The following is an 18,388-nucleotide window of genomic DNA, read 5'->3' on the forward strand; positions in this document are numbered from 1 at the left end:
TCTTATTCCAGCTCCGCGCTGGGGTCCCAGAATCGTTTTTTAAAGTCCGGTACTACGTCGTCGACCACGGGGATACCTTCGGCTTCCAGGGCTTCCTGCATGGCCGTGGGCGTGGCGTAGTGCAGGCGGCCGGTGAGCATACCCAGGCGGTTGAGCACCCGGTGAGCGGGCACGTAGCCGTCGGCCGTATGCGCCGCCATCATGGCCCAGCCTACCATGCGGGCCCCGTGCCGGGCGCCGAGGTAGTGGGCAATGGCCCCGTAGGTGGTGACCCGTCCCGGCGGCACGAGGCGCACCACTTCGTGCACTTCCTGGAAAAAATTGCGGTGGGCTTCGGTGGGGTTGCGGGGAATGCTCATGGGCCAAGCGGGACGAAACAAGGCCGGCAAGGTAAGCAGCGCGCCGCTGCCACCACAAGCTGGGCTATAACGCCGGGAAGCGGCCAGCGTACACCAAGCAACTCCTTAGCGCCCTATTCTTTCCTCCTAAAACCTGCCAATTATGGGAATCTTCTCGGGTAAACTCAGCACCCTCGACGATTTGCTGCACGAGCAACTGCGCGACCTGTACAGCGCCGAAAACCAACTGGTGAAAGCCCTGCCCGACATGGCCGACACGGCCAAGGACGCCCGCCTCAAGCAGGCTTTCCAGACCCACCTGCAGGAAACCAAAAACCAGGTGGCCCGCCTCGAGCAGATTGGCCGCACCCTGAGCCTCGACCTCGCTGGCCATACCTGCAAAGCCATGGAAGGCCTGCTCAAGGAAGGCAAGGAGATGATGCACGAAGATGCCTCCGACGAAGTGAAGGATGCCGGCCTGATTGCCGCCGCCCAGCGCGTGGAGCACTACGAAATAGCCGGGTATGGCACGGCCGCCCACTATGCCGAGCGCACCGGCCACGCCGAAGCCGCCGCGCTGCTGCGCCAAACCCTGCAGGAAGAGCAAAGCACCGATACCAAGCTCAACGACCTGGCTAAGAGCTACATCAACCCCAAAGCCCTGTAGCGCCAGCCCAGCCAAACGAAAAAAAGCCTGCAACCCGCGGGCTTTTTTTGTGTCTTACCCCCATTGCCTGGCCGCCCGCTCCGGTGGAAGTAAACCCTAATCCGCCGGTTCGCGTTGTGAACTGCTGCCCCGCTCCTAACGCGGCCCGCAGCGCCAGGCCGGAACTATGCCCCCTATATGCAAACCCAGGAACAGGAAAGAGAAGCACTAGAAACGGCCGAAGCCCCGGCGGGTAAAAGCCACCGCGTACTATGGATTGTGCTGGCCCTGGCGCTCGTAGCCGGACTGGTGTTCGTCAAGATGAAGTATTTCCCCTCCCCCAACGCCGATGCCAAAGGTGGCGGCAAAGGCGGGGCCGGCGCGGGCAAGGGTGGCCCGGGCGGTAAGGGCGGCGGCCAGCGCCTGCCCGTGCAGGTCTACGTAGTAAAACCCACCAACCTCTCCGACGAAGTGGCCGCCACCGGCTCGGTGCTGGCCGATGAGTCGGTTGTTATTAAGAGCGAGCTGTCGGGCAAGATTACCAGCCTCAACATCCGGGAAGGCCAGCCGGTGAGCAAGGGGCAGCTGCTGTTCAGCATCAACGCCGACGAGGCCCAGGCTGCCATCCGCAAGCAGCAGTACAACATCCAGCTCTTCCGCGACCAGGAGCGCCGCCAGCGCACCCTGCTCGACAAGGAGTACATCAGCGCCCAGGAATACGAGCAGGCCAACAACCAGCTCCAGACCGCCCAGGCCGACTTGAAGGCCCTTCAGGCATCCTTGGCCAAAGCCTACGTGCGGGCCCCGTTCAGCGGGGTGCTGGGTCTGACTACGGCCACCGTGGGCACCTACGTAAGCCCCGGCACCGAAATTACGACCCTTTCGCGGGTGCGGCCGGTGAAGATTGACTTCGCCGTACCGGGCCGCTTTGCTGCCAACGTGCGCGTCGGCGACGTGGTCAGCATCACCGACGAAGGCACCAACAAGAAGTACGAGGCCAAGGTCTACGCCATTGACCCGCAGATTGACCCCGTGAGCCGGACCCAGCCCGTGCGGGCCCGCTACGCCAACCAAAACAACGAGCTGCGCCCCGGCGCCTTCGTGAAGGTAAATCTGCAGCTGGGCGAATCCACCGACGCCCTGCAGGTGCCTACCGAGTCGGTGATTCCCGAGGCCAGCGGCTACAGCGTCTACACCGTGCAGAAGGGCAAGATGGTGCCGAAGAAGGTGAAAATCGGAATTCGCTCCGACAAGGTCATCCAGATTACCGACGGCTTGGCCGTGGGCGACTCCGTGATTCGCACCGGCATTCTGCAGGTTAAGCCCGGCGACGCGGTGAAAGCCCAGCCCACCAGCCGGTAAGCCCCAATGACTGCCACCCCGACCGTTGCGCTGTCCGCTGTTAGCATCCGCCCGGCTACGCCCGCTGATGCCAACGACTTAGCAGCCCTGGTCGCGGAGCTGGACTACGCTACTACTCCGGCGGTGGTGGCAAACCGGCTGGCAGAACTCACGGCCGCCGGCGACTTGCTGCTGGTAGCCGAATACGAAACCCGGGGAATCGGCTTGGTGCACCTGCACCGCACCCCGTTTCTGCACCGCCCGCCCGACGGGCGCATTGTGACGCTGGGCGTGCTGGCCATTTACCGCAACCAGCAGCTTGGAGCCAAGCTGCTGGCTGCCGCCGAGCAGCAGCTCTGGGCCTGGGGCTGCGGCCGCGTGGAAGTAACCAGCGGAATACCGCGGGAAGCAGCCCACCGGTTTTACCAACGCCTGGGCTACGAGCCCCAGTCCCGGCGCTTCGTCAAGGCGCGACCCCGGTAATTTTTGCGCCGCCGCGGCGCTATCCGACTTAACTTCTCTTCTATGAGCTTATCATCAACCAGTATCAACCGCCCGGTTCTCGCCATTGTGATGAGCTTGGTCATCGTGATATTCGGCGTCATCGGGTTTCGCTACCTCAGCATCCGGGAATACCCGAGCGTGGACCCGCCCATTATCACGGTGTCGGCGAGCTACACCGGGGCCTCGGCCGACGTGATGCAGGGCCAGGTGACCGAGCCGCTCGAAGAAGCCTTGAACGGCATTGCCGGCATCAAGAACCTGACTTCAAACAGCCGGGACGGCCGCACCCAGATTACGGTGGAGTTTGACCTCGACGCCGACCTGGAAACGGCCGCCAACGACGTGCGCGACAAAGTATCGGGGGCCCAGGGCCGTCTGCCCCGCGACATTGACCCGCCCATCGTGAGCAAGGCCAATGCCGACTCCCAGCCCATTGTGATGACCTACCTCAGCTCCAACAAACGGACCCTGCTGGAGCTGACCGACTACGCCAACAACACCCTCAAGGAGCGCCTGCAAACCATTCCGGGCGTGTCGGAGGTGCGGGTGTACGGGGAGCGGAAGTACTCCATGCGCCTGTGGATGGACCCCGTGAAGCTCGCTGCCCTCGGCGTGAGCCCCGTGGATGTACAAACCGCCCTCACCCGGGAAAACGTGGAGCTGCCCAGCGGGGCCGTGCAGGGCCAAAACACCCAGCTCACCCTGCGCACCATGGGCCGGCTGAGTTCCGTGGCCGACTTCAACAACCTGATTATCCGCAAGGACGCCGCCTCGCTCGTGCGCCTGTCCGACGTGGGCTACGCGGAGCTGTACCCCGAAAATGACCAGACCATCTTCAAGGTCAACGGCGTGCCGATGGTGGGTTTGGCCGTGATTCCCCAGCCGGGTTCCAACCAGATTGACATTGCCGACGAGTTCAACAAGCGCATTGAGCTCTACGGCAAGGACCTGCCCAAGGACCTGGTGCTCAAGCCCGGCTTCGACAACTCGGTCTTCATCCGCAAGTCCATCAACGAGGTGGAACACACCATCATCGAGGCCTTCGTGCTGGTGGTCATCATCATCTTCCTGTTTTTGCGCGACTGGCGCTCCACGCTGATTCCGGTGGTGGCCATTCCCGTGTCGTTGGTGGGGATTTTCTTCGTGATGTACCTGCTCAATTTCTCCATCAACGTGCTCACGCTGCTGGCCATCGTGCTGGCCATCGGCCTGGTGGTCGACGACGCCATTGTGGTGCTGGAGAACATCTACTCCCGCATTGAGGAGGGCGAAGACCCCAAAACGGCCGCCATCAAGGGCTCCGAGGAAATTCTGATGGCCGTTATCAGTACCACCATCGTGCTGGCGGCCGTGTTTCTGCCCGTGGTGTTCCTGACCGGCATCACCGGCCGCCTGTTCCGCGAGTTCGGCATCGTGGTGGCTGGCTCGGTGTTGATTTCGGCCTTCGTGTCGTTGACCCTGACGCCGATGATGTGCTCAGTGCTGCTCAAGCGCCAGGAAAAGCACAACTGGTTTTACCGCAAAACCGAGCCTTTCTTCGAAAAGCTCATCGGCGGCTACCAGGACAGCCTCCAGACGTTTCTGCGCAACCGCTGGCTGGCTTGGCTGGTGGTGGCGGGCACGGGCGTGGGCATCTGGTTTTTCATGAAAGCCATTCCTTCGGAGCTGGCCCCGGTGGAAGACCGCAGCCGCGTCAACATCAACGCCACGGGCCCCGAGGGTGCCTCGTTTGAGTACATGGACGCCTACATGGACCAGCTCAGCAAGCTGGCCCAGGACTCGGCCGGCGCGGCCAACCTGAGCAGCGTGTTTGCCGTGACCTCGCCGGGCTTCGGCGGGGGCTCCAACTCGGGCAACGCCCGGGTGCTGCTGCTCGACGCCGACCAGCGCCCCCGCACCCAGGACCAGATTGCCTCCGGCCTCAGCGCCGGGGTGAAAAAGCTGACCGCCGCCCGCACCTCCGTGTCCCAGGACCAGAGCATCGGCGGGGGTGGCGGCGGGGGTGGTGGCCTGCCCGTGCAGTTCGTTATCCAGACCCAGGACTTCGAGAAGCTGCGCGAGGCCGTGCCCAAGTTTCTGGATGCCGCCCGTCAGAATCCCACCTTTCAGTTCGTGGACGTGAACCTGAAGTTCAACAAGCCCGAGCTGCGCGTCAACATTGACCGGGAAAAGGCCCAGAGCCTGGGCGTGTCGGTGCAGAGCATTTCGCAGACTTTGCAGGCCGGCCTGAGCGGGCAGCGCTTCGGCTACTTTATCCGGGAGGGCAAGCAGTACCAGATTATCGGGCAGGTGGCGCGCGAAGACCGCAACCAACCCCTCGACGTACGCCTGCTGTCGGTGAAAAGCGCCGATGGCACGCTCGTGCAGCTCGACAACGTCATTCACCTGACCGAGAGCAGCACCCCGCCCCAGTTGTACCGCTTCAACCGCTACAATTCGGCCACTTTCTCGGCCTCCCTGGCCCCGGGCAAAACCCTCGGCGACGGGATTGCCGCCATGCGCAGCATTGCCGACAAAAGCCTCGACGACACGTTCTCCACCGAGCTGTCGGGGGCCTCGCGCGACTTCGAGGAAAGCTCCTCGTCCCTGCTCTTCGCCTTCGGCCTGGCTCTGGTGCTGATTTATCTGGTGCTGGCCGCCCAGTTCGAGAGCTTCCGCGACCCGGTTATCATCATGGTAACTGTGCCGCTGGCCTTGTCGGGCGCCCTGCTGAGCTTGTGGTACTTCAACCAGACGCTCAACCTGTTTTCCCAGATCGGTATTATCATGCTCGTGGGCCTGGTGACGAAAAACGGGATTCTCATCGTCGAGTTTGCCAACCAGCGCGTGGAAGAAGGCGTGGACTACATGACCGGCTTGGTGGAAGGCGCCACGGCCCGCTTCCGCCCCATTCTGATGACCTCGCTCTGCGCCATCCTCGGCATTCTGCCCATTGCCATTGCCACCGGCGCCGGCGCCCTGAGCCGGCGCGCCATGGGCATCGGCGTGGTCGGCGGCCTGTTTTTCGCCACCGGCCTGACGCTCTACGTAGTGCCGGTGATGTACTCGTACTTCGCCACGGCCAAAAAGCACAAGCCCACTGAGGAGCCCGAAAAGGCCGTCACGGCGTAGTTCCAATCAGCCAAGCACGTCCGGCGGAGGGCCGCTGAAGCACTCCTTGCGCTTCGAGGCCGCCGTACCCAACTCCGCCGGACGACTTACCTTACTTTATCCGAATGCCCTTCCCCGCCCGTTTTCTATTTCCCCACCGCGGCCTGACGCTCGCCCTGCTGGCCCTGCCCTTCGCGGGCCTGGCCCAGCAGCCGGTGCTGCCGCCGCGTCAGCCCACGACGAAGCCCCAGGCCAAACCCCAGACGGCCCGGCCCGCCACCGTGGCTCCTGCCCCGCCCCTGACGCTGGCCGAGGCCATCCAGCTGGGCCTGCAAAACAACTACGACATCCGGCTGGCCCGCACCGACGAGCAGATTGCCAGCAACAACGTCACCCGCGGCAACGCCGGCCAGCTGCCGGTCGTGAACGGCAACGCTTCCCGCACCTTCAACATCAACAACACCCGCCAGCAGCGGGAGCAGGCGGCCCCGGTGGTTATTAACGGGGGTCGGGTGAACGGGCTGAATGCCAACGTAGCGGCCACTTGGACCATTTTCGACGGCCTGGGCATGTTCATTGCCTACGACCGGCTCAAGGCCCTCGACCAAAGCCAGCGCCAGCTCACCCGGGCCACGCTGGAGGAAACCGTGGCCGGCATTACCGACGCCTACTACGCCGTGGTGCGCGAGTCGGGCAAGATCAAGTCGATTGAGGAAGCGCTCAAAATCGGGCAGGCCCGCATCGACCTCACCCAGGCCCGCGTGGATGTGGGCGTGAGTGCCAAGGTGGAAGTGCTGACGGCCCGCGTGGACTACAACGCCGACCAGTCGGCCCTGATTCAGCAGCAGGAAACCCTGACGACGGCCAAAATCAACCTCAACAACCTGCTGGGCCGCGCCCCTCGCCTCGACTTCAGCCCGGCCGACTCCATCGTGGTAACCCGCGACCTGGACCACGACGCCATTACCGAAGCCATTAAAGTCAACAACCCCCGCCTGCAGCAGGCCAAGCTTAACACCGCAGTGGCCACGTACGACCGGCGCCTGGTGCGGGCCAGCCGGTTTCCCCAGCTCGGCTTACAGGGCGGCTACGGCCTGACCCGCACCGTCAACAACGCCTTTCTGATCAATACGGCCCAGGGCAGCGTGCTGGGCTCCAACACCAACCGGGTGTTTGGCCCCAGCTACGGCCTGGTGGCCTCCATTCCCATCTTCGACGGCTTCAACCGCAACCGCCTGGAGCAGAATGCCCGCATCGGCGAGGAGCAGAGCCAGCTGCAGCTCAGCCAGACCCAGCTCCAGCTCGACGCCGACGCCGAACAGGCCTACGCCCAGTACCAAAACCGCCTGCAACTGCTTGAGCTGGAAGAAGCCAACATTCTGCTGGCCCGCGAAAACGTGGCCATTGCCCTGGAGCGCTACCGCTTGGGCTTGCTCACGCCCATCGTGCTGCGCGAGGCCCAGCGCACCCAGCTCGACGCCGAGGTGCGTCTGCTCGATATCCGCTACCAGGCCAAGCAGGCCGAAACCATCCTGCGACGCCTGAGTGGCGGGCTGGTGCAGGCCGGCAGCACCGACGGACAATAACCGGCCACCCAGGCTCTGCCACACGAAAGTCCAACTGTCACGCTGATTTTATATCTTTCAGACATGACTACTGCGCCCTTTCCTTCCGAGTTGGCTCCCCTGACGCTCTCCTACCGCCCGGACCTGGGGGTTCTGACGGTCCGCTGGCTGCGCGACGTCACGTTTGAGGAGCTGCAGGAAGGATTTCGCTCGGCCTCGGCTCTTAGCCATACCCACCAGGCCACGTGCTGGCTCGTGGACGTGCGCCGCCGCGTGATGCTCGATGCTTTTCAGTCGGAGTGGGTGGCCCAGCGCCTGCTGCCCGAAATGGCCGCCACGCTGGCCCCGGACCCGCTTTTCGTGGCCTACCTGCTGGCGCCGGCCCGGGTGGAAAATATTCGGCTCGAGCCGGCCCTGCGTGCCACCGTGGCCCAGGCAGAGCATTCCAGCCAAGCGTACCGCCTGCGTACTTTCGCCGACGAAGGACCGGCCATGCAGTGGCTGCTGGCCCAGCAGCAGCCGAGTCACGAGTAGCCCGTGGGCTGGTGTTTTCGGCCCTGTATTCTTCCTCTTCGCGTCTGATGTCTGCCGCCAACTGCCTTATTACTTTCCGCCCCGACCTGGCTACGCTGGTAGCGCGTTGGCAGGACGATGCGCCCGTCGGAGCCCTGCAAGCCGACTTTGCCGCCCTGCTCGCCGAGGCCCAGTCCCTGCCTACGGCCCTGTGGCTGCTCGACGTGCGTCGGCGCGAAAACCTTGACCCCGAACTGGCCAGTTGGACAACCACCACTTTTTTTCCGCAGGCGGCGGCAGCCCTTCGGCCGGCGCGCCTGCGCATTGCCGTGCTGTGCTCCCCCGCCCGCCTGGCCGTGTACGCCTCCGATGATTACCAGATGCAGCAGCTCACTTACGGCATGGCTCCGGAGCGCCCTTACCAAATGCAGCTGTTCGGCGACGAAGGCGCGGCCATGCTCTGGCTGCTGGCTGAGTGAAGCGGGTTTTTACTTCCCTTTACCACTCTTCATTCACTTATGAAAAAATGCTTTACGAGCATCCCCGGTATACTATCCCTGTTATTTTGCTTATCAAGTATACCCCACGCCTATGGCCAGAATGCCGCCTGGCAGATGGCCATAACTCCAACTCAGGCCACGGGTGGCTTTTCGCACGTTGAAGCAACAGCAGCTGGCGCCAGCGGCAACGTCGTTATAGCGGGCAGCTTTTCTGGAAGCCTTACGTTGGGAACGGTTACTTTAACCAGTGCCGGGGCTTCCGACCTGTTTGTCGCTAAGTGGAATAGCAGTAGCAGCAGCTTTTCGTGGGTGCGGCAGGCTGGTGGCGTAGGCATCGACCAAGCCTACGCGGTAGCGGTGAATGGGACGGCCATTTACGTAGCAGGTTATTTTACCGGAGCAGCAAGCAGCTTCGGCAGTCAAGTGCTGACCAATGCTGGCAGCACGGGCACAGACGACGCATTTATAGTGAAGCTTACCGATACGGGTACCAACGCAACGTTTGCTTGGGCCCAGCGCACAGGTGGCACCAGCGACGATGAGATTCATGGCTTGGCCGTAAGCGGCAATGCCGTCTACGCCGCCGGCTCCTTTTCCAGTCCCACAGCTGATTTTGGCACCCTCACTCTCGTCAATAGCAGCCCTTCTTCAGCGTCCTACGACGGGTTCGTCGCCAAGGTAGTTGATGACGGCAGCAGTGCGCGTTTTTCGTGGGTGCAAAAGGCTGGCGGTACTGGCGTCGACTTCGCACAGGCGGTTGCGGTGAATGGCCCCAACATTTATCTAACCGGCTATTTTGCTAGCGCAACTGCCAATTTAGGCGGCATCATCCTTACTAACGGAAGTGCCAGTACCTTATTCGACGTCTTTATAGCTAAACTGACGGACACGGGCAATAGCGCCAGTTTCGTCTGGGCGCAAAAAGCCGGTGGTGCCAGCAGTGATGTTGCCAACTCCGTTGTAGTGCAAGGCAGCAATGTGTATGTAGCCGGGGCCTTCTTTAGTGCGACGGCGACCTTTGGCTCGGTTTCTCTGACCAATCCTATAATCACCCCTGTCAACTCTAATGTATTTATTGCCAAGCTTATAGATCTTGGGGCGAGCAGTAGTTTTGTCTGGGCGCAACAGGCTGGGGGATCTGGGCTGGACCAAGTAGATGCTCTGGCAGTAAGTGGAACCGCCATCTATGCTACGGGCTCTTTCAAAGGCGGTAATGCCAGCTTTGGTGCCACCGTGCTGATTAGTCCAGTGAATGCAGACGTGTTTGTAACAAAGCTCACGGATACAGGGACGACCGGAAGCTTTACCTGGGCCCTGCAGGCTGGGGGTGATAATAACGATTACGCTAAGGGTATCACGCTCACTGCTACGAGCGTTTACATTGGCGGGTACGTGGTACCTCAGGCGGCTTTTGGCAGCTTTACCATTGCTTCTCCCCTTGGTACAAGTACTGGATTTCTGGCTGCTATCAACGACAACACCCTGACGGCTCTAAGTAAGTCAAAGCAGTTGAAACAACTGGCTTTATACCCCAATCCGGCTCATCTAGGGGTCACCAGTGTAGTGCCTGGCGTCCTGGCCGGCGACTTGGGCACGCTTACTATTACGGACGCAACAGGCCGGGTGGCGCTTAGCCAAGCAATAGTGCTAAAGGACAACACCGGGCGTCACGACGTTAATCTAAGTGGGCTTTCTACGGGCTTGTATCTGGTTCGAGTCTGGGCAGCAGGAAAGGCTGCAGCTCAGATTCTGGCAGTGGAGTAAAGCTACTGCACGGGCAGGGCCTTGAGCTCGGCCAGGGCCTGCTGGGTTTCCTTGAACGTGCTGGCCTCTTTCTCTTCCTCATCTTTGGAAGGCTTGGGCGCGTCGCCGTAGAACGCCAGGATATTTTGCTTGAGCGGGGCGCTGACGCCTTCAAACTTCTCCTTGGCCAGCTTGCGCAGCCATTCACCGTAGGTTTTGTCGGCCAGCGGGTACTCGCCGGTCTTGGTCTGGTGGCCAGTATCGAAGTCGGTGTTGGCCAAGCGCAAGTTTTGGGGCTTGTCGCGCACCTGTTCGAGCAAAGAGCAGTAGTTTTTCAGAACCATGTTGAAGCTGGACTTGAAAAAAGCCTGGGCCTCGGGCGTCGGCAGCTTGAAGGCAAAGGGCTTCAGCGGCCCGATTTTGGGCAGGATGCGCACCACCAACGACAGGATGCGGGCACCGGTGCCGGGCTGCTCGTAGTCGGTGCCAAACTCCTTGCGGTACTTGCGGGCGCTCTGGTTGTAGATAAACTCCCGGCGGCGCACCTGCGGGCTCAGGGCCCGGATTTCCTTGCGCTGGCTCTGCCAGGCCGCCCGCGTGGCCGTCGGGATGAGCTGGCTCACGGCAAAGCGGTAGCTGCTGATGCTCAGGTCCACGTTGGCAATGACTTGGCCCAGCTTCAGGCCGTAGGTTTTCTCGAAGGCCCGCTCCAGCACGGGCTTGCTGACCTTGAAGCCAATATAACTGTGGTAGTCCTCGGTGCGGTAGCGGCCGGCGGCCACCTGCACCACGTCGAAGGCAAACTCGAGCTGAGTGTGCTGCTTGGGCGCCTCGTCGTAGGTGATGATGTTGCCGAACTGGGCTTTCAAATCCGGATACACTGAGGCCATGGCCTTGTTGGTACCCTCGGGGTGGCCGTTGATGTCGGCGGCGTAATGCCCCAGCGCGCCCAGGGCAAAGGCGTACTCGTTGCGGTCTTGGGAGTCCTCAATCAGGTTGCGCACGAAGTCCCCGCTGCGCACGTAATGGGTCAGGTTTGTGAACAGCTGCGAGCCGAACGGATAGAAGCCCATGTCCTGGATGATGGCCCCGCCGTAGGCGTAGCTTTTGGCCTCAATGAGCTCTTCTTTCGTGGCCCCGGGAAACCGGGTTTGCAGCAGCGGCAGCAGGCACCGCTTCCAGGTGGAGTCGATGTTGGCCTGGTGCGTGAGCACGGAGTAGCCAGAAGAGGAAAGTGGGGTAAGCAGCAGGGACAGAACCCCGCAAAAAAGCCATTTCAGCATTACTAGAAGGCCTGCGCGCGGGACTACGGCGTCGGGGAAACAGGCCGTAGCAATCTACGCGAAAGCTGGACCGGAGTTGTACGGGCCAGTGCCGCCTTCGGGCGCAGGGCGGTCGGACAAACGCCGGTTTCCGTCGATACAATCGGGGCGGCGGTCCGTTTGGGTGGCGCTGGGCGCGAAGTTCTGCTAAGTTTACCGCTCCGCTTTTCACTGCTCAATGCCTACCGTTTCCCTCCAACGCTACATTACCCCGCTGACCCACGTGCTGGTGTGGGTGCTGTTTGCGTTTTCCCTGCTGCTGCTCAACCCGATTATGGGCCGCTTCGTGCTGCCCACCGAGTATTGGATCAAGCAGCTGCTCCTGTTCGGCCTCTGGGTGGGCGCCTTTTACTTTACGGCCCACGTCACGGCCCCGCGCCTGCTGCTGCGCGGCCGCATCGGCTGGTTTATCCTGGCGCTGCTGGCTACGGCGGCCGTAATTACTCTGCTGTCCCAGCTCATCGATTCGTGGCTGAATCTGCAGCAGCTCATGGATGTAGTGCTGCGCCCGCCCGGCACGCCCGCCAACCTGCCCCCGCGCCCGCGCCGCTTCGACAACAAGGGCCTGCTGACGACCCTGCTCGTGCTGGGCATCAGCACCAGCGTGACGGCCGTGCGCAAGTGGCAGCAGGACACGCTGCGCCGTCAGGAACTGGAGCAGGAGAAGGTGACCTCCGAGCTGTCGTTTCTGAAGGCCCAGATCAACCCGCACTTTTTCTTCAACACGCTCAACAACATCTACGCCCTGACCGTCATCGACGGCAACGGCGCCCGCCAGGCCATTCACACTCTGTCGCGGATGATGCGCTACGTGCTCTACGAAACCCCCACCGATACTACGCCCCTGAGCAAGGAGCTGGCCTTCGTGCAGGACTACGTGGCGCTGATGAAGCTGCGCCTGACCGACAAGGTAGCAGTGGTGGTGGAGTGGCCCGAGCCGCTGCGGGAAGTATCCGTGGCGCCCATGCTGCTGCTGCCCTTCGTCGAGAATGCCTTCAAGCACGGCGTCAGCGCCACCAAGCCCAGCCGGATCTTTGTGGCCGTGCGCCAGCCCACGCCCCAGCGCCTGGAGCTGGAAGTGCGCAACACCAAGTTCGACACGCCCACCGCGGGCTTCGACGAAAGCAACGGTATCGGGCTGGTCAACACCCGCCGCCGCCTCGACCTGCTTTACCCCGGGCGCTACACCCTGGCCGTCACCGACGGCACCGCGGACCACGAGTTTCGCGTCCTTCTAACCCTGCAAGATCTATGACGCCGCTGAAATGCATTGCCGTCGACGACGAGCCCCTGGCCCTGGGACTGGTGTGCTCCTTCATTGATCAAACCCCGTTTCTGGAGCTGATCGGGCGCTACACCAGCGCCGTGGAAGCCCTGCGCAGCCTGCACGAGCACCCCGACGTGGAGCTGCTCTTCCTCGACATTCAGATGCCCGAGCTGACCGGCATGGAGCTGGCCCGGGTTCTGGACCGCGGGCAGCCCGGCACGGGGCCGCGCATCATCTTCACCACGGCCTTCAACCAGTACGCCCTGGAAGGCTACCGCGTCGATGCGCTGGACTACCTGGTCAAGCCCTTCAGCTACGAGGAGTTTCTGCGGGCCGCCACCAAAGCCCGGGGCTACGCCGAAATCACCCACGGCAGTCAGGCGGCAGTGGCTCCAGCCGCCGCGCCCGCCGAGGAAGCCGAGCACCTGTTTCTGAAGGTAGAATACGAGCTGGTACGCGTGGCCCTCGACGATATTCTCTACGTGGAAGGCCTCAAGGACTACGTGAAAGTGCATCTGAGCAGCCAGCCCCGCCCCCTGCTTTCGTTGATGAGCCTCAAGGCCATGGAGGAAAAGCTGCCCGCCCGCCGCTTCCTGCGCATTCACCGCTCCTTTATCGTGGCCCTGGATAAAATTGAGGCCATCCGGCGCAACACCGTGCAGATTGGCTCGGCCACCATCACCGTCAGCGACCAGTATAAAGAGCCGTTTGCGCAGTTTCTGAGCCGCTGGAGCTGAGCCCGGGCCAGCCTTTCCGGGAGGCTCCATCCGCCGGCCTTCCGAATCCCGGCCCGTAGCGCGTACTTTTGCCGGGCCGGCCCTGCTGCCCCGCCTTATTTCCTGCTCCCGATTCTGGCGTCCGCGCCTGTTGCCCTGCCGATGACTGGCCCTTCTGCTTCCCTGCCCCCACCCGTTGCGGGCCCTCCCTTTTCTGCCGCGGCCGCGCTCCGGCTGGGCGTGCTGTGCCTGTCGGCCAGCCTGGGCGGACTGGAGCTCAACAGCCTCAAGTTTGCCGACTGGATGCGGCAGCGCGGTCACCATGTGGTGTTTTTTGCCCCGCCGGCTACGCCCCTAGCCGAACTGGCCGGGCAGTGGGGCGTGCCCCTGCAAACCCTGACGGCGCGGCGCGGGCTGGGCGTGGCCAGCGCGGCCCAGCAGCTCAAGGCCCAGCTCGCCCAGCACCAGCTCGACACGCTGGTCGTGACCCAGAACAAGGACCTGAACCTGGTGACGCTGACCAAGCTGCTGCTCGGCGGCCGGCTGCGCATTCTCTACCAGCAGCACATGCAGCTGGGCCTAGCCAAGCGCGACCTGTTTCACACCCTGCGCTTTCGGCTGGTCGATGCCTGGCTTTCGCCCCTGCCGGGCCTGGTGCGGCAGGTGTCGGAGCAAACCCGCTACGACGCCCGCCGCGTCCACCTCGTGCCGCTGGGGCTGCCCCTGGAGCAGTTTGCGCCGCCAGCCACGCCCAAAGCCGAATTTCGCCGGGCTCTGGAGTTGCCCACCGAAGGGATTCTGCTCGGCATCCTGGGCCGCCTCGACGACGGCAAGGGCCAGGAGTTCGTCATTCAGGTTCTTGACCGGCTGCGGTCTACGTCTACCCTGGACGTGAGTCTGCTGATTATGGGCGACATCACCCTCAACGAGGGCGACGCGTACCTCCAGCACCTGCGCCGGCTCGTGGCCCAGCTCGGGCTGGAGCAGCACGTGCACTTCCGGCAGTTCCGCCCCGATCCGGCCGTGTTCTACCACGCCGTCGACGTGTTCGTGCTGGCTTCCGTGAATGAAACCTACGGCATGGTCACGCTCGAAGCCATGGCCGCTCAGGTGCCCATTGTGGCGGCGGCCACCGGGGGCACGCTGGAGCTGGTGGAGCACGAGAAAACGGCCCTGCTCTACCCCCTGCTCGACGTGGAAGCCTGTACCCAGTGTATCCGCCGCTGCCTGCAGGACCCGGCCGCCACCCGGCAGCGCGTGCTCAACGCCTACGCCCACGTGCAGAACTACTCCCACCAGCGCCAGTGCCAGCTCACGGAAGAAGTGATTCAGACCTTGTAACCACCACCCATTCGGAGCGAAGCCGTACTGCGGGGGCCAAAAACAAACCGGGGAGAAACTCCGCAGTGCAGCAGAGCTTCTCCCCGGTTTTTGCGTTTTCGCGGGGCTACTTAAACGACGGGGACTACTTCCGGCGTGGGCCGGCTGCCGCGCAGGCCGTACCAGACAATGTAGAGGTAGCAGAGCACCGGCAGCACAAAGGCCAAGCGCAACGCGTGCACGCCGCCACCGCCGAACGTGCTGTCGGCAATCAGGCCAAACAGCGGCGGGATGACGGCCCCCCCGACAATGGCGGCTGAGAGCAGACCCGAGGCATCTTCGGTGTGCCGCCCCAGCCCGGCCACGGCTAGGGTGAAAATGACGGGGAACATAATCGAGTTCATCAGGCCCACGGCCAGCAAGCTCCACATGGCCACGGCTCCGGTGGTATTCACCGAAATCAGCACCAGCACTACGGCCAGCAGAGCGTTGAAGACCAGCACCCGGCCAGGGCGGAATTTGCGCAGAATGCCGATGCCCAAAAAGCGGCCCACCATGGCACCGCCCCAGTAGTAGGCCACCTGGTCGCCGGCCGCCTGGGCCGACAGATTCATAACCTCCGGCTGGCCCAGGTAGCTGACAATGTGCGACCCGATGGCCACCTCGGCACCCACGTAAGTGAAGATGCCCACCAGTCCCAGCAGCAAATGCCGATAGCTCCAGGCCCGCTGCGTATCGCCGGCCGGCGCTGGCGCGTGGGCAATAGTAGGGAGCTTCAGAAAGGTCAGCAGCAGAAAAATAAGCACCAACGCGGCTCCGATACCCAGGTACAGGTACTGCACGGCCGTAATGTCGAGGGCGGCCGTCTGGGCCGCGGTGAGCGTTTTGAGGTCGGGCAGATGGGACAGAATTAGCCACGAGCCCAGCAGCGGGGCAATGGTGGTAGCTAGGGAGTTGAAGGCCTGGGTGAGCGTGAGGCGGGAAGAAGCCGTTTCGGGCGACCCCAGAATGGCTACGTAAGGATTACCGGCCACCTGCAGCATCACGATGCCGGTAGCCAGCACAAACAGCGCCCCCAAAAACAGCCCGAACGTGCGGCTTTCGGCGGCAGGGTAAAACAGAAAGCAGCCCAGGGCAGCAACGAGGAACCCTACCAGCATGCCCTTCTTGTAACCCAGGCGCTTGACAACCTGGCCGGCCGGCACGCCCATCACCAGGTAGGCCCCGAAAAAGCAGGAGTTCACCAAGTTAACCTTGGCGTAGCTGAGCGTGAAAAGGCCCTTCAGATACGGAATCAGGATGTCATTGAGGCAGGTGATGAAGCCCATCATGAAAAACAGCACCGTCAGCGAGCCCAGCGCCGAGGTGTAGCTAGGCGCTAAGCCAGATTCGGTGGAAGCTGGGGCAGCGTCGCTGCGGGGTTGGGAACTGATAAGCGCCATAACGCGGGAAGGGAAAAGCTGGAATCTTTATTTGAAGCGCTATAATACGCAAAGCGCCCGGCTTGCCTTCCGGAACGCAGTGAACTACGCAACAAAAATCCCCGCAGGCAGCAGGTACTATTCGTACCTACCACCAGTTTATCACTACTAGCAGCCTGATACCCATTGGCTAGCGCGGCAGCGGCTAACCGCGGGGCCACAAACTGCTGATCAACCCCAGCGTGGTGCCCTGCTACTCTAATCCTATCCGAGCTGAGCCGAATCGCCAATCTACATTCTACCATTTTGTCCGGGGCCTTCTAGTCGGGTGAAATGCGGAGTGCGCCGATCCAATCGGGCCCGCCGTCGAGCAAACCCTTTAGGCCGGCGGCTGGCCCGGTTTGCGGCCCCACTATTGCCTTTGGCAATAGCAGCCCGGCGCCGCGGTTTGACCGCCCGGGCCACCTTATTCACTTAACCTCCCGTCAACTTTTTTTCTGTTTTCCATGAAAAAGCTCCTGCTTCCTCTCTTCGCCGCTTTTCTGTTCACGGCTGCCACCGCCTCCGCCCAAACCGCTACGCCAGCTCCGCCCGCCGGCCGCATGGACCATCACAACAACATGACGCCCGAGCAACGGGCCGCCAAACAAAGCCAGCGCCTGACCCAGGAGTTAGGCCTGAGCGCCGAGCAAACCGGCCGGGTGCAGCAGATCATGCTGGCCCGCGACCAGGAAATGCAGACCATGCGCGGTCAGGGCAAACCCGCCCCGGGCCCCCGGGAACAGATGGGTGAGCAGATGAAGGCTAACCGCGCCAAGTACGATGCCCAGTTCAAGGAAGTGCTGACTGCCGACCAGTACGCCAAATACACCCAACTCGAAGCCAAGCACCACCGCGGCGGCATGCACCCCGGCGACGCCGGCAAGCTCAAAGCCAAGAACGGTAAAGTGAAGGTGAAGAAAACCAACGGTTAACTGACCGTCCTTCTTGGCTTGTACCCACAAAGGCCCCATTTCCAGCTCGGAAATGGGGCCTTTGTGGGTACGGATACAACCTGTTTTAGCCTACTAGGCTGCCGAGTTTACTCCACCAGCAGCCGGACGCTCTGCCCGTCGCAGCGAAGCAGGTAGTAGCCCGGCATCACGCCGCGCAGGTCTACGGTCAGCCTGACGGCTCCCGCGGGCACGGCCAGCGTGCGCACGGGCCGGCCCAGCGCATCCAGCAGCTGAGCCCGGCGGGCCAGACGGGCGGCGGGCAGAAGCAAGGTGGCTTTTTCGCGCGCCGGGTTGGGATATAGCTCCAGCGGTACCTGGGGCGTGCTGTTGCCGGCAGCCAGCGGTCCGTTGGGCTGGTAGAGGGCAAAGTAGGCGCTGGTCTTGCTCAGGTCGCCCACGCTGCTGAAGTAGCCGCCGGCCAGCACGTTGCCGTTGGGAGCCACAGCCAGCGCAATGACCGTGGCATCGAGGCCGGTACCCAGGGGCTGCCAGGCCGTGCCGTCCCAGCGCATCACGCGGTTCAGCTCGGGCTGAGCCGTGGTACCGGTGAAATCCCCGCCCACGTACACATCATTGTTGGCCGCCACGGCCAGGGCCCGCGCCGGCATACGGGAGCCGGTGCCCAGAGGAAGCAGGGCGCTCCCACTGTAGCGAGCCACGTAATCCGCGTCGGGGTTGCCACCAGCATTCACAAAGTTGCCACCTACCAGCAGGTCCCCGTTGGGCGACAAGGCCAGGGCAAACACCCCCACGCTGACCTGCCCGCCCGAGCCCAGCGCGCCCACGCTGCTCCAGCTGCTCCCGTTGTAGCGGGCTAAATACTGCGTGCCGGCGGGACCGACCGACAGAAAGCCCCCGCCCACGTACACCCCGCCACCCGGGGCCGGCACGAGGCTGCGCACTGGTCCGCCCGCCGAGAGAGTGGGGCCGCTCAGCGTAGAGGTGATGATGCGCCAGCTGGTGCCGTTATAAACCGCCAGGTAGCCGTTGCCGCTGGCCGAAACGCCGCCGGCGTAGATGTCGCCGTTGGCTGCCACAGTGATGGCACTGGCAAAGGTGGGCGGTCCGCTAGCCAGGGCCTGCCAGGCGTTGCCATCCCAGCGGGCC

Annotated in this window: 16 protein-coding genes; 12 read left to right on the forward strand and 4 right to left on the reverse strand. The window is 62.8% G+C overall.

Annotated elements, in window-relative coordinates:
* Positions 1–2: 2 nt before the first annotated feature.
* On the reverse strand, positions 3–359 hold the full coding sequence (locus tag EWM57_RS05245) for an MGMT family protein (protein ID WP_129920105.1): 357 nt from the start codon (positions 357–359) through the stop codon (positions 3–5).
* Between the two features lie 142 nt (positions 360–501).
* On the opposite strand from EWM57_RS05245, the gene EWM57_RS05250 reads away from it, so the two are divergent.
* The 8 genes from EWM57_RS05250 to EWM57_RS05285 all read left to right on the forward strand — a co-directional run bounded on the left by EWM57_RS05250 (position 502) and on the right by EWM57_RS05285 (position 10,261).
* On the forward strand, positions 502–1,005 hold the full coding sequence (locus EWM57_RS05250; RefSeq protein ID WP_129920084.1) for a YciE/YciF ferroxidase family protein: 504 nt from the start codon (positions 502–504) through the stop codon (positions 1,003–1,005).
* 177 nt (positions 1,006–1,182) lie between these two features.
* Complete coding sequence (locus tag EWM57_RS05255; protein WP_129920085.1) at positions 1,183–2,346, forward strand: efflux RND transporter periplasmic adaptor subunit; 1,164 nt, start codon at positions 1,183–1,185, stop codon at positions 2,344–2,346.
* Between the two features lie 6 nt (positions 2,347–2,352).
* Positions 2,353–2,808 carry a GNAT family N-acetyltransferase gene (locus EWM57_RS05260; RefSeq protein WP_129920086.1) on the forward strand — a complete coding sequence of 152 codons (456 nt, stop codon included), beginning with the start codon at positions 2,353–2,355 and terminating at the stop codon, positions 2,806–2,808.
* Between the two features lie 42 nt (positions 2,809–2,850).
* A complete protein-coding gene (locus EWM57_RS05265) occupies positions 2,851–5,940 on the forward strand; it encodes an efflux RND transporter permease subunit (protein ID WP_129920087.1) in 3,090 nt (1,029 codons plus the stop codon).
* Positions 5,941–6,044: 104 nt separating this feature from the next.
* The gene (locus EWM57_RS05270) at positions 6,045–7,505 is read left to right on the forward strand and encodes a TolC family protein (RefSeq protein WP_129920088.1); all 1,461 of its coding nucleotides are present in this window, start codon (positions 6,045–6,047) and stop codon (positions 7,503–7,505) included.
* A 63-nt stretch (positions 7,506–7,568) separates the two neighbouring features.
* Positions 7,569–8,018, forward strand: coding sequence for a hypothetical protein (locus EWM57_RS05275; protein ID WP_129920089.1), 450 nt, complete (start codon positions 7,569–7,571; stop codon positions 8,016–8,018).
* Between the two features lie 47 nt (positions 8,019–8,065).
* Positions 8,066–8,476, forward strand: a complete 411-nt coding sequence (locus EWM57_RS05280) for a hypothetical protein (RefSeq protein WP_129920090.1) — start codon at positions 8,066–8,068, stop codon at positions 8,474–8,476.
* 39 nt (positions 8,477–8,515) lie between these two features.
* Positions 8,516–10,261, forward strand: coding sequence for a T9SS type A sorting domain-containing protein (locus EWM57_RS05285; RefSeq protein WP_129920091.1), 1,746 nt, complete (start codon positions 8,516–8,518; stop codon positions 10,259–10,261).
* 2 nt (positions 10,262–10,263) lie between these two features.
* Here the strand turns inward: EWM57_RS05285 and EWM57_RS05290 are convergent, their stop codons facing one another.
* Entirely contained in the window at positions 10,264–11,454 is a 1,191-nt protein-coding gene (locus EWM57_RS05290) for a zinc dependent phospholipase C family protein (RefSeq protein ID WP_242509987.1), read from the reverse strand.
* Between the two features lie 286 nt (positions 11,455–11,740).
* On the opposite strand from EWM57_RS05290, the gene EWM57_RS05295 reads away from it, so the two are divergent.
* The 3 genes from EWM57_RS05295 to EWM57_RS05305 all read left to right on the forward strand — a co-directional run bounded on the left by EWM57_RS05295 (position 11,741) and on the right by EWM57_RS05305 (position 14,886).
* Positions 11,741–12,817, forward strand: a complete 1,077-nt coding sequence (locus tag EWM57_RS05295; RefSeq protein WP_129920093.1) for a sensor histidine kinase — start codon at positions 11,741–11,743, stop codon at positions 12,815–12,817.
* The gene (locus EWM57_RS05300; protein ID WP_129920094.1) at positions 12,814–13,566 is read left to right on the forward strand and encodes a LytR/AlgR family response regulator transcription factor; all 753 of its coding nucleotides are present in this window, start codon (positions 12,814–12,816) and stop codon (positions 13,564–13,566) included. Before EWM57_RS05295 ends, EWM57_RS05300 begins: the two co-directional genes overlap by 4 nt.
* Before the next feature lie 141 nt (positions 13,567–13,707).
* Positions 13,708–14,886, forward strand: coding sequence for a glycosyltransferase family 4 protein (locus tag EWM57_RS05305; RefSeq protein ID WP_129920095.1), 1,179 nt, complete (start codon positions 13,708–13,710; stop codon positions 14,884–14,886).
* 110 nt (positions 14,887–14,996) lie between these two features.
* On the opposite strand, the gene EWM57_RS05310 is transcribed toward EWM57_RS05305, so the two are convergent.
* Positions 14,997–16,307, reverse strand: a complete 1,311-nt coding sequence (locus tag EWM57_RS05310) for a sugar MFS transporter (protein ID WP_129920096.1) — start codon at positions 16,305–16,307, stop codon at positions 14,997–14,999.
* A gap of 485 nt (positions 16,308–16,792) precedes the next feature.
* On the opposite strand from EWM57_RS05310, the gene EWM57_RS05315 reads away from it, so the two are divergent.
* Positions 16,793–17,260, forward strand: coding sequence for a hypothetical protein (locus tag EWM57_RS05315; protein ID WP_129920097.1), 468 nt, complete (start codon positions 16,793–16,795; stop codon positions 17,258–17,260).
* A 107-nt stretch (positions 17,261–17,367) separates the two neighbouring features.
* On the opposite strand, the gene EWM57_RS21075 is transcribed toward EWM57_RS05315, so the two are convergent.
* A partial coding sequence (locus tag EWM57_RS21075; protein ID WP_207218269.1) for a hypothetical protein occupies positions 17,368–18,388 on the reverse strand: 1,021 nt, incomplete at its 5' end.

Source organism: Hymenobacter persicinus (assembly GCF_004167665.1).
GTDB classification, from domain to species: Bacteria; Bacteroidota; Bacteroidia; order Cytophagales; family Hymenobacteraceae; genus Hymenobacter; species Hymenobacter persicinus.